The following is a 15887-nucleotide window of genomic DNA, read 5'->3' on the forward strand; positions in this document are numbered from 1 at the left end:
GAGGTCCGTTCACTTGTGCAGCAGGGTCAGGGCCTTGGCCAATGCGGGGTCGCGTTCTGCGGCCGCGTCTTCGGGGGTGAGGGGCACGTACTGGTCGGGTGGCACGCCGATCCGGTCGATGACCTCGTGATCGGGCCCCAGGTGGTGTCTGTCGGGGAAGCTCAGGAGGGTGTTGTTGCTCAGCAGGTACGACTGCGCGGGGCCGGAGATGATGCCGGCGGTTCTGGTGCCGACCAGCTGGCCGATGCGCAGGTCCTTGACCGCGGAGCTGAAGTGCTCGCACGCCGAGGCGCAGCCGTGGTCGACGAGCACGACCAGCGGCAGGTTGAGCAGCTCGACGGTGTCGTCGGTCGACGACTTCGCACACCTGCCGTCCACGGTGCACTGGTAGGCGGTGACCTTGCCGTGGACGAACGCGCTCACCAGCCGGGCCACCTCGACGGGGCTGCCGCCGCCGTTGCCGCGCAGGTCCAGCATGACGCCGGCCAGCGTCCGGCCGGTGCGCAGCCCGTTGATCGCCTTGAGCACACGGTTCGCGGAGTCGGGAGCGAATCCGGTCATCCGTACGTAGGCGATGTCGTCGTCCAGCAGCTTCGACTGCACGACCCGCAGGGCGGCCGGATCACGCGGGTATATGCCGGGCTTGAGCGTCACGCTCCAGCGGCGGCTTGTACTCTGCCGCAGCAGCCGCAGTTCGACCGGGCGCGCGTCAGGGTATTCCGGGTAAAGGGCGGCGATCGCGGGACTGGCCTTGCCGTTGATGAATGGGGCCGATCCGTTGACCGCTTCGATGACGTCCCCCGGGCGCAGTCCGGCGGCCTGCGCCGCGCCGCCCTCCACGGTGGTGATGAACAGTGGGGCGAGGGCGACCCGGGGAGTGCTGCCGTCCACCTGCGAGCCGCTGACGTTCGCCTGGAGACCCAGGCCGTAGCCGTCACCGTCGTAGTAGTCGGGCGGATGCTTGACATCGCGCGCCCAGCGGGCGTGGTTGTCGCCGAGGGCGGCCACCATGGCCTCGAGGGTGACGACGGCCAGCGTGTCGCGCAGATCTGGGGCCTGATCGGCGATCCTCCGGTACGCGGCCTCGAAGGCGGTCCAGTCGGCTTTCCGGTCGCCGGTCAGCGCCGGCATGGACGCCTCGGGCACGTCGCGCCCGTTGCGGTTGAGCTCCTGCGTCAGGGCGACGAATCCGGCGGTCAGCAGCGCGCGGGTGTCCAGCGTGGCGCCGCTGTAGTAGTTGCCGAGGATGCAGAAGTACGCCTGCTCGATGACGTCGATCGTGGTGGCCGTCTCCACCCCCAGGGGGGCCTGCGGATGCGCGCAAGCCGTACTGGCTGCCGTGCTCGCCTGGCTGCGCGGCGGCGTCGGTGCCGTGCAGGCCGCCGCCAGGAGGAGGGCAAGCCCGGCGGCCGCGGTCCTGATGATGGTCATGAAAGGCGTCTCCGGACCCACCAGAAGGACAACCACGTGAGGCCGAGGGTGAGCAGGGCGTAGATCCCGGTCTCGATCCACTGGAAGGGCCAGAAGCGGTCGAGGGGCTGGTAGGTCGCCTGCTGCCGGTAGCCGAGCCGGTTGATCTCGGCCCAGCACGCGTCCAAGCCGTGTGGTCCCGCCTCCTGCGGCGCGCAGGGTCCCGACGTCACGGAGACGGGGACGGGCGCTTCTTCGCCGGTGCCGGCGATCGTACGTCCGGACGGATCGAGGAGGTCGCTGGACAGGACCCAGGCGCCCGCGTTGCCGGGAACGGCCGCCCGCAAGGAGAGGTACACAGGTCCGCCCCCCTGCCCCTGTACGTGGATGCCGCGCCCGTTCACGTTGCCGATCTCGAAGGTCGACGTGACCGGGGGCATCAGGTGGGGCCGGACCAGCATCGGCATCGCGATCTGGATCGCGGCGAACGCGGCCAGGGTGAGGGCCATGGCGGGCAGTGTGCGGCGCACCAGCATGCCCACGGCGACGCCCAGGACGAAGGCGAAGGCCGCATACCCCATCGGGACGATGCCACGCGCGCCGAACACCGGGGGAGCCATCTGGGCCAAGTCTGGAAAGGCCGACTTGTCCAGGGGGTCGGACCACCAGGTCACCGCGAGGCCGCACACGCAGGCGGCGGCAATGGCCGCCAGGCCGGTGAGCCCGAGCTTGACCGCCAGCCAGCGGCCGCGGGTGACGCTCTGGTTCCACACCAGCAGGTGCGTGCCCGCCTCCAGCTCGCGGGTGATCAACGGGGCTCCCCAGAAGAGCCCGACCAGAGCGGGCAGGGCCAGCACGACAAGGCTGACGGCCAGGAAGGGGAGCTGATTTCCGTCGAAGAAGCGGTCGAAGAACTGGTCGCAGGTGTTGTCCGGGGTGCAGTCGGCGATCCCGGCGGCGTATTGGGAGGCCAGGTCCGGGCCGGTGAGGGCGAGCACGACGGTGAGGATGGCGAGTACGGCGGCCGTCATCACGGCCGAGCCGCGGAACTGCCGCCAGGTGAGCCAGATCATCGCTGCACCTCCACGGCGGCCCGCCGGTTCTCCGCGGGCTTTTCCATGTAGGCGAGGACGAGGTCTTCCAGACTGAGCCGGCTGACCGTCCAGGCGGGATCGTGGATCGGGGCCTCGGTACGGACCACGAACGTGCTCTGCCGATCGGTGTGCGACGCGAAGACCACATGCTGGTCGGTGGGGAGCCGATCGGGATCGCGGCGCGGACCGGTGAGGCGGTGATGGGTGGCCAGCAGCCTGTCGACCTTCCCGGCCATCCGGACGCGGGAGTCGACGAGGACGATCAGGTAGTCGCTGACCTTTTCCAGGTCGGAGACCAGGTGGGAGGAGAGCACCACGCTGAGCTCGTGCGTGATGACGGCTTCCGTCAGCCCCTGCAGGAAATCCCGGCGGGCCAGAGGGTCGAGTGAGGCCACCGGCTCGTCCGTGATCAGCAGTTCGGGCCGCTTGGCCAGGCCCAGGGTGAGGGCGAGCTGGGCGCGCTGGCCGCCCGACAGCTTGCCCGCGCGGTGCGCGAGGTCGAGGCCGAGCTGCGTGATGCGCTCCCGTGCAAGCGCGGCGTCCCAGCGGGGGTTGAGCCGGGCGCCTAATCGCAGGTGTTCGGCGACGGTCAGTGCCGCGTAGAGCGGGGTGTCCTGGGCGACGAACCCGACCCTGGCCAGTTGCGCGGGCGTGCTCCCGGGCCGCTCGCCGAGCACCGTGATGCCGCCCGTCGTCGGTTGGAGCTGACCGCCGGCCAGCTTCAGCAGTGTGGTCTTGCCAGCGCCGTTGGGGCCCACCAGCCCGACGACGTGGCCGGCCGGGATGTCGATGGTGCAGTCGCTCAGCGCCCAGCGTTTGCCGTACCTCTTGCCCAGTGCCTGGGCCTGCAGGACAGAAGTCACGCTGCGTCCTCCTGAGAGGTGGTCCGAAAGGTGGTCTGAACAGCGCCGCGATGCTTTCGTCGAGGTCGAGGGTGCGACTCCCGAGCGGCGTGGTGCTGGAACGAAACTAGGCGCTGCCCTTGCCGGTGCGCGTCGGCCGCCATACCGAGATCGCGTACCTCCTGCGGACGAAGGGTCGCCAGGTCATCCCTGCGATGTACTCCCGAAGACCGTGAGCCCCGTCACAACGGCCGATGCGGGGCGGACAGGCAGGCGTGACAATGTGCCGGTGGAAACCGGTGAACGACTGCCGTGGTGGCGGCATGTGCTCGACCTGGACAGCCGGCTGGATGAGGACTACCCGGACCGGCGGGGCGTCCGGGACACGCCGGGGCTGAGTGGCGAGGGACCTCCAAGGCTGTCTCGCAGAGCACTCGCCGCCGACGTGGTGGTCGCGATCGTCCTGACGGTCATCGCGGTGACCGTATCGGTGAAATATCCAGTGAGCGGCCCTATCGCGGATCAGCCCGCAGTGATCGAGTACTTGCGGCTCCCACCTGCCCCCTCGCCCCCACCGCCGGTTCCTGATCGCCCGCCGGTTCCTGATCGCCCGCCGGCTCCTGATCCCCCAATCGGCTACCCACCACCTCCTGGCGTCCTGTCCAACGGCCCACTCCCACCCTCTGGCGACCCGTCCGGCAACGCGCCTGCCAAGCCTCAGCCCTACGACCCGCCCGCGTTCCTTGTGGCGCTGACGGCGCTGCCGCTGGCGGCGCGGCGCCGGTACCCTCTCACCACCTTCTGGGTGGTGCTGGCCGCGGCGCTGGCCACCCACGCGGCTGCCACCTGGATCACCGTGCTGACCTGCGCCGTCGCCGCGTACGGTGCCGTCGCCTACAGCCGCAACCGGTTCCTGGCCATGGGTGGTCTCGTGCTCGCGGCCGGGCTCGCCGGTGGCGCCTTCCGGGATGTGGCGCCTGGGCTGCCGAACTGGATGGGGCCGTTCGTCGTCCTGCTGAGCGTCGGCGTCTTCGGGAGCTTCGTCCGTTTCTGGCGGCGACAGCTGGGAGCCAACCGGCATCGGCTCGCCGAGTTGCAGCAGGCGCAGGCGGACGCCATGCGCAGGGCTGTCGCGGAGGAGCGCTCCCGGATCGCGGCCGAACTCCACGATGTGGTGACCCACAATGTCAGCGTGATGGTGATCCAGGCCGGCGCGGCCCGGAAGGTCATGGACGTGGAGCCGGAGCAGTCGAAGCAGGCTCTGCTCGCGATCGAGTCCGGCGGCCGGGCCGCCATGGCCGAACTGCGCCATGTCATGGGCCTGCTCGCCGGCCCGGGCGGTGAGCTTCTCGACGGGCCATCCGACGGGCTCGAACCCCAACCCGGGCTCGACCAGCTCGACGCCCTGGTGGAACGGGTCCGCGCCGCCGGTGTGCCGGTGACCGTCGAGGTGTCGCCGCCAGAGCCGCTGCCTCCGGGCGTCGACCTCGCCGCGTATCGCGTCGTGCAGGAGGCCCTCACCAACACGATCAAGCACGCAGCTGGGGCCGCCGTGTTCGTGACGATCGGTCATGACGGCGACTGGCTGGAGATCGAGGTGACTGACACCGGCGGCGCACGGAGCGCCGGGACGCGGACCGGCGACGGCAGGGGGCTGATCGGATTGCGTGAGCGGCTCGCCGTCTACGGCGGGACTCTGGACGCCGGACGGACGGCCGAGGGCGGATTCCGGATCAAGGCCAGTGTCCCGTGGAGGACGACATGATCGAGCGGTTGCGCGCCGTCATCGCCGACGACCAGGCATTGGTACGCACGGGATTCCGCATGATCCTCGCCGCCGACGGCATCGAAGTGGCGGCCGAGGCCGCCAACGGGGACGAAGCCGTCGCCGCAGTCCGCCGCACCAGGCCCGACGTCGTGCTCATGGACATCCGGATGCCGCAGATGGACGGCCTTGAAGCCACTCGGCGGATCCTCGCGGGCGGTGCCGAGGACACCCGCGTGCTGATCCTGACCACCTACGACCTCGACCACTACGTGTACGCCGCGCTCGCAGCGGGGGCAAGCGGGTTCCTGCTCAAGGACGTCACACCCGAACACCTGGTGGCCGCGGTACGCATGGTGCGCTCCGGCGACGCCCTGCTCGCGCCCACCATCACCCGCCGCCTAGTCGAACGTTTCGCCCGCCGCGACAACGTGAAGCCCGCCCTCCACCGCGATCTGTCCCAGCTGACGCCACGGGAACTGGACGTGCTGCGCCTGCTCGCCACCGGCCTGAGCAACGCCGAACTCGCCGACCAGCTGACCCTCAGCGTGGCCACGGTGAAGACCCACGTCGCGCGCATCCTGTCCAAGCTCGGCCTGCGTGACCGTGTCCAAGCCGTGGTGGTCGCCTACGAGACCGGCCTGATCTCCCCCGGCGGCACCGGTTGACCTGAATCCACTGGACAACACATGGCGAGTGGTGGCCCTCCATCCGCACCTTCCCGGCTCATCTCCTAGGAGGGCCGGGGTGCAGGGGGCGGAGCCCCCTTGCGGCTTTTCTTTTGGGCGCTTCGGCGAGTTGGACCGCGGCGCCCTGGTCGTCGTCCTGGTCCGGGCCTCGGTGGCTGGAGCGCGCGGGCGGCGCTGGCCGGGACCGGCCGAAGAGCCGCAGCCCGGTCGGCTGGCCGACCGGCGCGCGAGGTGGGCCGCCATAGGCGGGCCGCCCTTGATAGCGAGAAGAAAAGTTGCTTTCGATCTTGGGTTGTAGGCATGGGTTCAGCGGCAGCAGTCATCAGAGGCCGGCTGCTTCGCTGATCGCGGAGTCCGTACGCTACGGCCCATGTCTACTGATGGTCCGGGTTGTCGATGCGTCCTCTGCCATGACTACGGGGACCGCGATGAGTGGGATGCCATGGATCGGCACACCGTTGAGCACGTCCGGAGTCGTGGCTGGAGCGTGAAGATGATTCCCGAGGACGATCAGGGGCCCGGCTTCGCCTACACCGTCGGCCTGTGGCATACCTATCGATCGCCTGAGCTGGCCATGTTCGGTCTGGACGTCCATCTCATGCACGAGCTGCTGAACCGCCTCGGAGATGGTGTCGCTAGGGGGGAGCCTGTCGAGGCAGAGCAGGAGCGGCACGACCTCATCGCACGGCACCCCGTTGTCCTCAAGCAGGTCGACTTGATGTGGTATCGAGAGTTCTTCGGGCAGGCGATCGCCTTCTATCGGCGTCCCCCATTTCCGGTGCTGCAAGTTGTGTGGCCTGACCTCGATGGCCGGTTCCCCTGGCACCCGGACTACGCCGAGCAGTATCGGCAGCTACAGCCTTCGCTGTGGCTCTGGCCCGGTGAGCAGCGGGACCGGAGCCCCGATCAGTGAAGGTAAGACGCCACGCTGGGGGACGGCTTGCTCCAGACAGGGATTTCTAGGACGTCTTGACGACGTTCCAACGGGTGGTCCCCTTGACCCTGCTACTGGCTGCACCCTTGAGCATGTCCATCGACAGAAAGGAGTACGAAGGGAGGCAGCGTATGCAGCGAGGGGAGGACCCGGTAGAGCGGTGCCGCATGGTGGCGGCGTGCGGGCGATCGCTCACCGGTCGGGGTGAGTGAATGACGAGATGCGAGCGCGGGTGGCCGCATCTCGGGCGGCTCAGGGACTTCCGCCAGTAGTTGAGGATCTGGCGGTGTTGGAACGGGTGGCATCGGTGTTCCGGCTCGTCGGTGAGGATGGGCCGGAACACCTGCACCAGGTGGCCTAAGCGATCCAGTCGAAGGTGAACCGGTCGGGGTCCCACTTCTTGTGCGGGTCGGCGGGCGCGACGGTGATAGTGCGGATGACCGCGGCGACGATGGCGCGTCGTTGGGAGACGTTCATGGCCTCCCGACCTGCGGTAACTGATCGATCCTGGCCGTTGGTCGCCCGGCTCAGTGCGGTTGGCCGTCTCCGGCGGGTCGGATGTATATCAGAATGCGTTCTGACTATGATTGAGATATGAGCGCGAGCCATGCAGAGTCGGTGACGTTCTCGGACTTGTCGAGGAACCCTCGAGCGGTCGCGGAGCGTGCGACACGTCTGGGTCGGGTGCGTGTCACTCATCGGGATGCACCGGACTTCTATCTGACGGCTGCGGATCGCGAGGAGCAGCGAGACCGGACGCTCGCGACGGCGTCCCGCTTGTTCCTTGCGCTCCTCAAACATGATCCGACAGCCAGGACGTTGGCTATCGCGATGCCTGAGGTTTTCCCATGGGTCCGCCACCTCGCCACGGACGAACTACGGAACTTTACGTTCGAACTGGTCGAGGCTCTGTCCGACGCTGCAGAGTTGGACTTGGACAACAGAGCCGAAGAAGTGATCGTGGGCTGGCGGGCGACGGCTCGGATCAAGGCGGACCCGGCGGAGTACGCAGACGCGCGTAAGGCTACGAGCGGAGATTTCGGACAGGTTGAGGTCTCTGTATGAGTCCCAAGCGCGGGGACCGTGTCACCGTTCCCCCTCTTGACGATGAGTGGGACGTTCGCTTTGCCACCAGTGATGCGGCAAGGGGATGGGAGGAACTGTGCAGGCACGTCCTGGCCAACGCACGGCGCTGTCTCGAAGCCTTGCGCAGGGATCCGCGCTCGTGCTCAGATCACGAGCGCCAGCATCGTCTCCGAGGTGACCTCGCGGTTCACCGCCACAACGGCAAGGATCTTGAGTAGTGGGAGTTCGAGGTCACAAGTGGAGGTCGCGTCCGGTACGTCATCGACGACGGGATGCACACTGTGTGGTTGATCTACGCTTCGCCCCGCCATCCGAAAGACACGGATGCATGATCCGTTGCTTGCCGATCTATTGCCCAAAGTGAATCGCTACCACCAGCAGTACTTGTACCGGAACCGGGGCGGCTACTGCGGCATAGGTGGCACTGGTGTCTCCTGCCCGGTCGGCCTCACGTCCGGCGAGGCGTAGACCTGCGGCAACTGATCGATCCTGGCCCTTGGTCGTCCGGCTTGCCCGGTGACGATCAAGGGCCAGAGCCGTTTTCGGCGAGGAGTTTCATTACAGGGTCAAGGCGACCCGCGTGCGGCGGCTCGCGGCGCTCCGGGCATGCGGCTCTCCTGCCGGTCCCGCCTCGCGGGACTACGAGACGGCCCGAGGAAGGGAAAGCCTCAGCGGCCATCGGGCCGGAAACCGGGCACGGGGATGTGCAGAGGCGGGAGATCGGGAGGGGCAGGAGAGGCGAAGGCGTCCGTCAGCATCACCGAGACCGTGTACAGGTGCCAGAGGACGTCCATCCGAGATTCCGGCAGCCGCATCACGCCGGCCGCGTCGACGATGCGCTCGAGCCCGTCTGCCCTCAGTGCTCCACGCGCGTCGGCGATGTCCGCGTGCATCAGGCCGGTCAGTTCCCGTGAGGGCTTCGTGCGCCAGTTCCAGGGCTTGTTGGCGGGGCCGAAGGCGATGGCCTGCGACGCGACGGCCTCCGAAGGGCGGCCGAGGTTGGGCAACCGGAGCCGGAGCCGGTCCAGCAGGGTGCGGTCGGAGGATTCGGCCGTGAACCGCCATGGGCGGCCCTCGATGGGGATGTCACGCAACTGGGGCGCGAAAGCGCCGATCACGCCGTGGATGAGCGCTTCGGAGCGCCGCCACAGCGGGTCCACGCTGAGAGCGGTCCGGACGACCAGGTTGTCGAGGAACGGCGGGACGGGGTTTTGGCCGCGCAGCAACGATGCACGGGACGCGGCATGCCAGCGGCCCACGCGGTACGCCAGATACAAGTGGTCGAGGGCTCCCGCGCCGTCCCCCCGGCAGCGTTCTCGCCACGGGGACGCCAGGGCATGGGCATGCTCCTTGGCCTCCTTGGTCAGCAGGTCGGCGTTCTTACCGAAAAGGCCGTCGACCCGGCGCATGATGGCCTTGGCGTCCAGGTCGGCCTGGTTGTGCAGGAAGCCGCCACGCAGGATCTCCCCGCCGTGGCCGGACATTCGCGGCGTGGGGTCGAACCGTCCGCTGCCGGGGGTGTTCTCGTAGGCCGACATCATGCCTTCGCAGGCGAACAGCACGTTGTGGCTGCGAACGCGGGGGTGCGGGACGATCAGCTCCGCGCCGCTCTCGGACCGTTTCGGCCGGGCGACGTTGTGCCGGACGCCGAGGGCCTCCGCGACACGCCCGGCGAGCACCACGTCGGGGTTGTCGTCGTGCCCCGAGGTCGCCGTCACGAACGGGATGTCCGCCTTGTACAGCAGCGCGGCGAGGAGACGGCTGTCGCGCCCGCCGGTGAGCGACAGCCGTACCGGCTCTGCGGTGTTCCGCAGCGGTCGTACCGCGGCGACCAGCGCGTCGGCGAGCTCGTCGATCTGGGCGCGCGTCCCGCGCCTGGAGGTCGGCGTCGCGCGCGCCTCCGGAAGCGGGGTCGCGGTGATGACACGGCGGCCGGCGGTGATCTTGATCTCGGCGGCCGGTGGCAATGCGCTGACCCCGTGAAACGGTGTCTCGTCGGAGAGGAAGTACCCGGCCCGCACCATCGACTCCAGGGCGGGAAGGTCCCAGACGATCTCGGGTCGGCTCGATGACGTCCCGGCCGCCCTGGCGACGAGGTGGACGAGCAGCGCGCGGCTGCCGACGACGTGGACGTTCGAGGTCTCGGCGTAGAAGACGGGGCATGCCCGGGTGAGCCCCGTGGCCGCGCTCACCTCTTCCTCGCCGGCGCGGAAGATCGAGAAGACACCGCCGGTGCGAGCGGCGGTCTCTCCCAGCCGGGGAGCGGCGAGCAGCCGATCCACCTCGGCCGGTTCGGCCAGATGCCCGGTAAGGCCCGCCACCCGGCCGCTGCCCGAGCACATGATCGGTGACCCGTGCCCCTCTGGTTCGTTGGACCAGGAGAGCAGCGCCGTGTCACCGGCGGTGGACCGCCATTCGCGTGCGGTCACGGTCGCGGCCGGCACCGGGAAGGCGCGCGGGATCGTCCGGCGTGCCGCGTCGAGCGCCACGAGCGGCAGCGGGACACCCGCGCGCTTGGCCGTGATCACCAGGTGAACGCGCAACGCGACCTCCCCACCCGGTGGGTCCGTCCGTAGGCATGCGGGGCGGCTGCGTTCGGTGGGGCGGTCATACGGTGGGTGTCCCTTCGATGGCTTACACCTCTACTCCGCCGATGCCCGCGTTTGTTTTCACGGTGTGAGGACGAACGGGGGCAGAACGAAGGAGATGACGATGCCGCCACCGGCCGGCGTGAACGCCCACCAGACCAGCGCATCCGCCTGGACCGTCGGCTAGGACCGTGATCAGTGGCCTGAGAACGGTGTCCCAGCGGCGGGTGTGAAAGCAGAATGCCCCATCGGTTGAGTAAGGGGTGTGACTGCCAATATGACCGCTCCAGATCTCACCGATCCAACGGAGGCGATCAGCGACGCGGCCCTGCTGGCGTTGTCGCGCCGAAGACCCGAGCGATTCGGGGAGATCTATGACCGGTATGTGAGCGAGATCCACGCGTACCTGGGACGGCGGCTCGACCGGCAGGCCGCCGACGATCTCACTGCGGAGGTGTTCCTCGCCGCGTTCAGGAAGCGCGAGACGTTCGATCCCGAGCGCGGTGAGGTCCGTCCGTGGCTGTACGGCATCGCCACCAACCTGATCTCGTCGCACCGGCGTACCGAGACCAGACGGCTGGCTGCTCTGCAGCGCAGCGCCACCGCGCACGACGGCGCGGAGCACAGCCACGAGGAACGCGTGGTCACCCGCATCGACGCCGCGAGCGCACAGGGGCGGCTCGCGGCCGAGTTGCGCGCCCTGCCCGACGGCGACAGGGACGTGCTGCTGCTGAGCGCGCTGGGCGAGCTGAGTCATGAGGAGGTGGCCATGGCGCTGGACATCCCGTACGGCACCGTCGGATCCCGCCTGTGGCGGGTGCGCAGGAAGCTCCGTGCCGCTCTGGGCGGCATCAACCCCATGCTCGGAGGCTCTGATGGATGATTACCGGGCGGTGCGGGAACTGCTACCCGCGCCTCCGCTGTCGCCCGAGGTCGAGCGGGCCGGGCGCGAGCGGCTCGCCGCCGCGTTCGCCCAGGAGCGGGTACGGCGGAGCCGCAGGGCCGTCAGGTGGGGCGGGTTGGGGCTCGGCCTGGCGGGGGTCGCGACCGCGGCGGCGGCCTTCGTGATCGCGCCGACGGTGTTCCCGAGGGCGCCTGCCACCTCTGGCACGGGCGCTCAGGCGGATGGCAAGCGGTTCCTGCTGGTCGCGGCGGACTCGGTGGCCTCCATGCCCGACGAGGGCACGTGGTGGGGCACCACGGAGGTCCACGGCTGGCAATTCCACGAGCCCGGCAGCCGGTACGTCCTGCGTGAGAGCGAGTCGATCGAGACCTGGATCCCCGCGAATCCCGAAGGACGCACCTGGTACCGCCAGGCCCCTCAGGGGATCAAGCCCGCGACGCCTCAGGACGAGACGGCCTGGCGCGCCGACGGCTCACCGACGTCATGGACATATGACAAGCCCTCAGAGAAGGGACACTCCGGTGTCGTACGGGCGGAGCCTGGCGAGCAGCGGACCTGGTCGACCGAGGACTGGGATTTCCGCATCCTCACGGCGGGCAAGCCGCTGACCAAGATGAGCGAGGTGCCCGACACCCCCGAGGGGCTCAAGGCGCTCTTTGACGCCGATTACCGCACGACCATCGACACCGCGGCGCGGCTGCTGTTCTTCGCGCCGGTGACGAGCGAGACCAGGGCCGCCGCGTACCGGCTGCTCGCTTCGACGCCCGGGGTCGCCGCCGTCGGGCAGGTGACCGACGTGCTGGGCCGTGTCGGGCAGGCGATCGAGTACGAGTCCGGGGAGTTCGCCCCGCCGAACTACGCGGGGGCGACCAGGACCCGGCTGGTGATCGACCCCGCCTCCGGCAGACCGCTTTCCATCGAAACCCGTTCCGCCGCGGACGGCCTGCTCCTGACGTACACCGCGATCCAGGACAGCCGCTGGGCGGACGACAACCCGTTGAAGGAGACGAAATGAGATTCACCCTCGCCGTTGCCGCTGGGCTGATCTTCGCCGGTACGGCCGCCGTCCCCGCGTCCGCCGACGCGCCGAAGGGGGCATACTGGCGGGTCGAGACGATCTTCACCAGGACCCATGACCACGCCGTCGGCAGCGGCTACTACCTGACCCAGCGCAGCGTCGACACCGAGTGGCTGTCGCCCAAGGGCACGGGCTGGTTCGGCTTCCGGGAGCTGGGCGCCAAGCCCGCGACCGCGAAGGACGAGGCGGCCTGGCGCGCCGACGGTTCGCCGGCCACGTGGGAGTACCGCACGGAGGGCATGAAGTTCCGCCTGTCCGTCAAGCCGGGCAAGGGCACCATCGGGGTGCTCAAGAAGCCTGACGGGTTCCTGCTGGGTGAGAAGTACGTGACCTACCAGCGACTCCAGTCGCTGCCCACGGATGCCGAGGCGCTCAGGAAGCACCTTTTCGCGGACGTCAACGCCTGGATCGACGAGGCCGCGGAGGAGGCCAAGACCACCAGCCCGAAGTCCAAGAAGGAGGACTGGCTGGTCGACCTCGACTGGTACGTGGCCAAGCGGGCGTGCGAGCTGCTGTACGCGAACCCGGTACCGGACAAGGTCAGGGCCGCCGCCTATCAGGTGCTGAAGACGACCAAGGGCGTCAGCGATCTCGGCCGGGCCAAGGATCCGCTGGGCCGCTCCGGCCGGAAGCTGGCCCTGCCCGTCTCCTCCAGCGGGGGCTCGGTGCTCAAGCAGCAGTTCCTGGTGGACACCCAGGCCATGACGCTGCTGGCCGAATACGTCGACCTGAAGTACGACGGAAAGGAGATGCTCGGCGCGTCCGGCGTGAAGACGTTCAGAGCCGGTTGGACGAACGACAAGCCCGCCGCTCCGGGCGTGAGCTGACCTTTCGCCTTCCATGCCGCGCCGCCCAGAGGTCCAGAACGGCTTCACGACAACGGATCGGCGCGGCCAGCCGCGTTCGCGGACGAGGTGGGCACGCACCGCCTGGCAGGTGCGAGCCTCGCCTGCGAGATAAGCGATGCCTAGCGCGCTGGGAAGCTCCAGAGCATGGACCGCCGGCGTAACGCCACTCCTGATGTGTCACGGTCTCCCGCTCCACGGCGGCCGGGAGATCGGGCAGCTCATGTGCTTCTTTGGTGCGGTGATCGGCGCGCGCCTGCCGCAGGTCGCTGCCTCCAGCGGGCCCTCGGGGCGGCCGACGGAGACGAGGCGGTCGTGCTGCACGAAGTACAGGCGGGTGCCCTGGGTGAAGCGGCTCTCCGGCGCCGACCACGCCGGTGGGGCCGACTCCAGGCTGCCAGGAGCAGGGCGAGGGGCCAGGTTCTCACGGGCGGTTCCCTGGTGGGTTGGTTCTGACGGGCGGTTCCTCGGCAGGGTGAGGGTGAAGACAGCTCCGGGGCCGGGGGCGAAGGTCAGGTCGCTGCGCCTCCCTGCAGCCGCCCGCGCCGTACGAGGAGAACTAGCCACCCGCGCGCTCTCGCCAGGCCATGCCTTTCCCTCTGGGGACGAGGGGAGGGGGGCGGGAACACGGGCCGGTCCCGACTCCTTGCGTAGCCCGGGCTGTCGGGGAGCGTCGCGCGATGTTAATCTCCACGCTCTTCGGCGTTCAAGGAGATCACCTTTGGAGCCTCTAACTTCGCATTTGCCATGTTTCAGGCGATAAACGAAAGATGGAGGACTCCCATGCTGTCTCCCAGACTGCGCACCACGTTCGTGGGTGCGACGGCTGTCGCGGCCTCACTGCTTGCTTCGGGTGTCGCGGCGGCCGATCCCGCCTCTACGGTGTCGACCGGGCCGAGCACCACGGTCGCTCCCTACGTGTTGCCGGTCGCCAACGGAGTCAGCGTCACCTCCCTGCTCACCGTGGGTGACAAGCCCGCGGACAACGGCTACCGGATGGTCGGGATCCCCGACGGTATCGGCGCGTACCGCGACGGCAAGGACCTCGTTCTCTACATGAACCAGGAGCTGGGCGCCACCTCGGGCCTGGTGCGTGCGCACGGGCAGAAGGGCTCCTTCGTCTCCAAGCTCGTGATCGACCAGCGGACCGGAGCCGTCAAGAACGGCTCCGACCTGATCACCTCCGTGCGCTACTGGGACTACGTCAAGCAGACGTGGGGCCCCGCTCCCGTGGCGCCGGAGGGTGCGGCGTCGGGCACGCACGTGGCCGCCTTCAACCGCTTCTGCTCGGGCGATCTCGTCCCGGCGGGCCGGTTCCTCAACAAGAGCACTGGCAAGGGCTACGACGGCCGTGTCTACTTCGCCAACGAGGAGGGCGGCGACGAGAGCCGGGTCTTCGGCGTCACCGATGACGGCATCACCACGCAGCTTCCGCGCCTCGGTCTGTTCTCCATGGAGAACACCCTGGCGGCGGCCAACAAGAGCGACACCACGCTCGTGGTCGGGACCGAGGACGGCGGCGTGGGCCAGCTCCGCGTGTACTCCGGGCGCAAGCAGGCCTCCGGCTCTCCGATGGAGAAGGCGGGCCTGACCAACGGCACGCTCGGCGTGGTGGACGTGGTCGGTCACGCCGTGGCCACCGACGCCGAGTTCCGGGCCAAGTACGGCAAGGACACCCCGGTCAAGGTCACGTTCAACCCTCTCGACTGGAAGGTGAACGGCAAGCAGCAGAACATCGACGCGGAGAAGGCGGGTCTCACCCTCAACCGCATCGAGGACGGCGCCTTCGACCCGGTGCACCCGAACGACTTCTACTTCGTCACCACCTCGGGCGGGGACACCACGCGTTCTCCCGAGCAGCCCAACGCTCCTCGTGACGGCGGCGGCCTCTGGCGCATGCGGTTCGCCGATATCGAGCACCCCGAGCGGGGCGGCACACTCACCCTCCTGCTCGACGGCAGCGAGGCGCCGTACCTGAACATGCCCGACAACATCACGATCGACGGCCAGGGCAACCTGCTCATCCAGGAGGACCCGGGCAACAACCCCCACGTCGCACGGATCCTGGCCTACCGGATCTCCGACGGCGCCCGTGGCGTGCTCGCGCAGTTCGACCCCAAGCAGTTCGGCCTGGTCACCGAGCCCACCTTCATGACCCAGGACGAGGAGTCCAGCGGCATCATCCCCGACCCGTTCACTCCGAACTCGTTCTACTTCGACGCCCAGATCCACACCAGCAAGGGCCTGCCGCCCGGCACCGGCCCGGGCACCGTGCAGGAGTACGTGGAGCGCGGCCAGCTGCTGCGGCTCACCGTGCAGGCGTGGGGCCAGGTCTACAGCATCAAGGGCTGACCTACGCACTGGCTCACGGCCCTTCCCGGCACCGCCGGGGAGGGCCGTTCCGCTGCCCGCGGTAAAGACGAGGCCGTGATGGTGTTGACCTCAGGGCGCGATACGGCGACGAGGAGCCACCCCCAGCGGTGCCAAGCGTTCCGTGAACGTTCACGACCCCAACACGCCATGGCCGTAACCGGGGTCGGCCGACGATCTAGCGTCCTCAAGGTCAGATAGGCCTAACGGAGCGGAGCCCCCCCTTGAACCTTCGTCATGTCATGGTGAGCTTGGCCTTTGTGCCCGCACTCGCCGTGCCGG

The 15887-nt window shown here is 68.9% G+C and carries 14 protein-coding genes and 2 pseudogenes; 9 read left to right on the forward strand and 7 right to left on the reverse strand.

The window, feature by feature from the left end:
- Nucleotides 1–9: 9 nt before the first annotated feature.
- Genes QSK17_RS17680 through QSK17_RS17690 form a run of 3 tightly spaced genes read right to left on the reverse strand, consistent with a single transcriptional unit; the run spans nt 10 to nt 3367 of the window.
- On the reverse strand, nt 10–1431 hold the full coding sequence (locus QSK17_RS17680) for a S41 family peptidase (protein WP_285705926.1): 1422 nt from the start codon (nt 1429–1431) through the stop codon (nt 10–12).
- Nucleotides 1428–2483: an ABC-2 membrane transporter-related protein gene (locus QSK17_RS17685; protein ID WP_285705927.1), complete on the reverse strand. Its 1056-nt coding sequence runs from the start codon at nt 2481–2483 to the stop codon at nt 1428–1430. The genes QSK17_RS17680 and QSK17_RS17685 overlap by 4 nt, the downstream gene beginning before the upstream one ends.
- Nucleotides 2480–3367, reverse strand: coding sequence for an ABC transporter ATP-binding protein (locus QSK17_RS17690; protein ID WP_285705928.1), 888 nt, complete (start codon nt 3365–3367; stop codon nt 2480–2482). Before QSK17_RS17690 ends, QSK17_RS17685 begins: the two co-directional genes overlap by 4 nt.
- Before the next feature lie 268 nt (nt 3368–3635).
- Between QSK17_RS17690 and QSK17_RS17695 the strand changes: the two genes are divergently transcribed.
- From QSK17_RS17695 to QSK17_RS17710, 4 genes are all read left to right on the forward strand, one after another.
- A complete protein-coding gene (locus QSK17_RS17695; RefSeq protein WP_285705929.1) occupies nt 3636–5111 on the forward strand; it encodes a sensor histidine kinase in 1476 nt (491 codons plus the stop codon).
- Nucleotides 5108–5779 (forward strand): response regulator, encoded by a 672-nt coding sequence (locus QSK17_RS17700; RefSeq protein ID WP_285705930.1) that lies wholly within the window; start codon nt 5108–5110, stop codon nt 5777–5779. The genes QSK17_RS17695 and QSK17_RS17700 overlap by 4 nt, the downstream gene beginning before the upstream one ends.
- 463 nt (nt 5780–6242) lie before the next feature.
- Complete coding sequence (locus tag QSK17_RS17705; RefSeq protein WP_285705931.1) at nt 6243–6713, forward strand: DUF4262 domain-containing protein; 471 nt, start codon at nt 6243–6245, stop codon at nt 6711–6713.
- 615 nt (nt 6714–7328) lie between these two features.
- Nucleotides 7329–7799, forward strand: coding sequence for a hypothetical protein (locus QSK17_RS17710; protein WP_285705933.1), 471 nt, complete (start codon nt 7329–7331; stop codon nt 7797–7799).
- 164 nt (nt 7800–7963) lie between these two features.
- On the opposite strand, the gene QSK17_RS17715 is transcribed toward QSK17_RS17710, so the two are convergent.
- Nucleotides 7964–8098 carry a hypothetical protein gene (locus QSK17_RS17715; protein WP_285705935.1) on the reverse strand — a complete coding sequence of 45 codons (135 nt, stop codon included), beginning with the start codon at nt 8096–8098 and terminating at the stop codon, nt 7964–7966.
- A gap of 91 nt (nt 8099–8189) precedes the next feature.
- Here QSK17_RS17715 and QSK17_RS17720 point away from each other — a divergent pair.
- Nucleotides 8190–8288, forward strand: a pseudogene (locus QSK17_RS17720) (peptide-methionine (S)-S-oxide reductase MsrA); the annotation flags it as partial.
- A gap of 200 nt (nt 8289–8488) precedes the next feature.
- On the opposite strand, the gene QSK17_RS17725 reads toward QSK17_RS17720, so the two are convergent.
- On the reverse strand, nt 8489–10363 hold the full coding sequence (locus QSK17_RS17725) for an asparagine synthase-related protein (protein WP_285705936.1): 1875 nt from the start codon (nt 10361–10363) through the stop codon (nt 8489–8491).
- Nucleotides 10364–10685: 322 nt separating this feature from the next.
- Here QSK17_RS17725 and QSK17_RS17730 point away from each other — a divergent pair, with 322 nt between their 5' ends.
- From QSK17_RS17730 to QSK17_RS17740, 3 genes are read left to right on the forward strand one after another with little or no spacing between them, the layout of a single operon-like run.
- Nucleotides 10686–11291, forward strand: a complete 606-nt coding sequence (locus QSK17_RS17730; RefSeq protein ID WP_285705937.1) for an RNA polymerase sigma factor — start codon at nt 10686–10688, stop codon at nt 11289–11291.
- On the forward strand, nt 11284–12327 hold the full coding sequence (locus QSK17_RS17735; protein WP_285705938.1) for a hypothetical protein: 1044 nt from the start codon (nt 11284–11286) through the stop codon (nt 12325–12327). The genes QSK17_RS17730 and QSK17_RS17735 overlap by 8 nt, the downstream gene beginning before the upstream one ends.
- Nucleotides 12324–13217, forward strand: coding sequence for a hypothetical protein (locus QSK17_RS17740; RefSeq protein WP_285705940.1), 894 nt, complete (start codon nt 12324–12326; stop codon nt 13215–13217). The genes QSK17_RS17735 and QSK17_RS17740 overlap by 4 nt, the downstream gene beginning before the upstream one ends.
- A 36-nt stretch (nt 13218–13253) precedes the next feature.
- Here the strand turns inward: QSK17_RS17740 and QSK17_RS17745 are convergent.
- Nucleotides 13254–13412 (reverse strand): annotated as a pseudogene (locus tag QSK17_RS17745) (SIP domain-containing protein); the annotation flags it as partial.
- Nucleotides 13413–13415: 3 nt separating this feature from the next.
- Complete coding sequence (locus QSK17_RS17750) at nt 13416–13802, reverse strand: hypothetical protein (protein ID WP_285705941.1); 387 nt, start codon at nt 13800–13802, stop codon at nt 13416–13418.
- Between the two features lie 216 nt (nt 13803–14018).
- On the opposite strand from QSK17_RS17750, the gene QSK17_RS17755 reads away from it, so the two are divergent.
- On the forward strand, nt 14019–15587 hold the full coding sequence (locus QSK17_RS17755) for an alkaline phosphatase PhoX (protein WP_285705942.1): 1569 nt from the start codon (nt 14019–14021) through the stop codon (nt 15585–15587).
- Nucleotides 15588–15887 lie beyond the last annotated feature (300 nt).

Source organism: Microtetraspora sp. NBRC 16547 (assembly GCF_030268965.1).
GTDB lineage: Bacteria > Actinomycetota > Actinomycetes > Streptosporangiales > Streptosporangiaceae > Microtetraspora.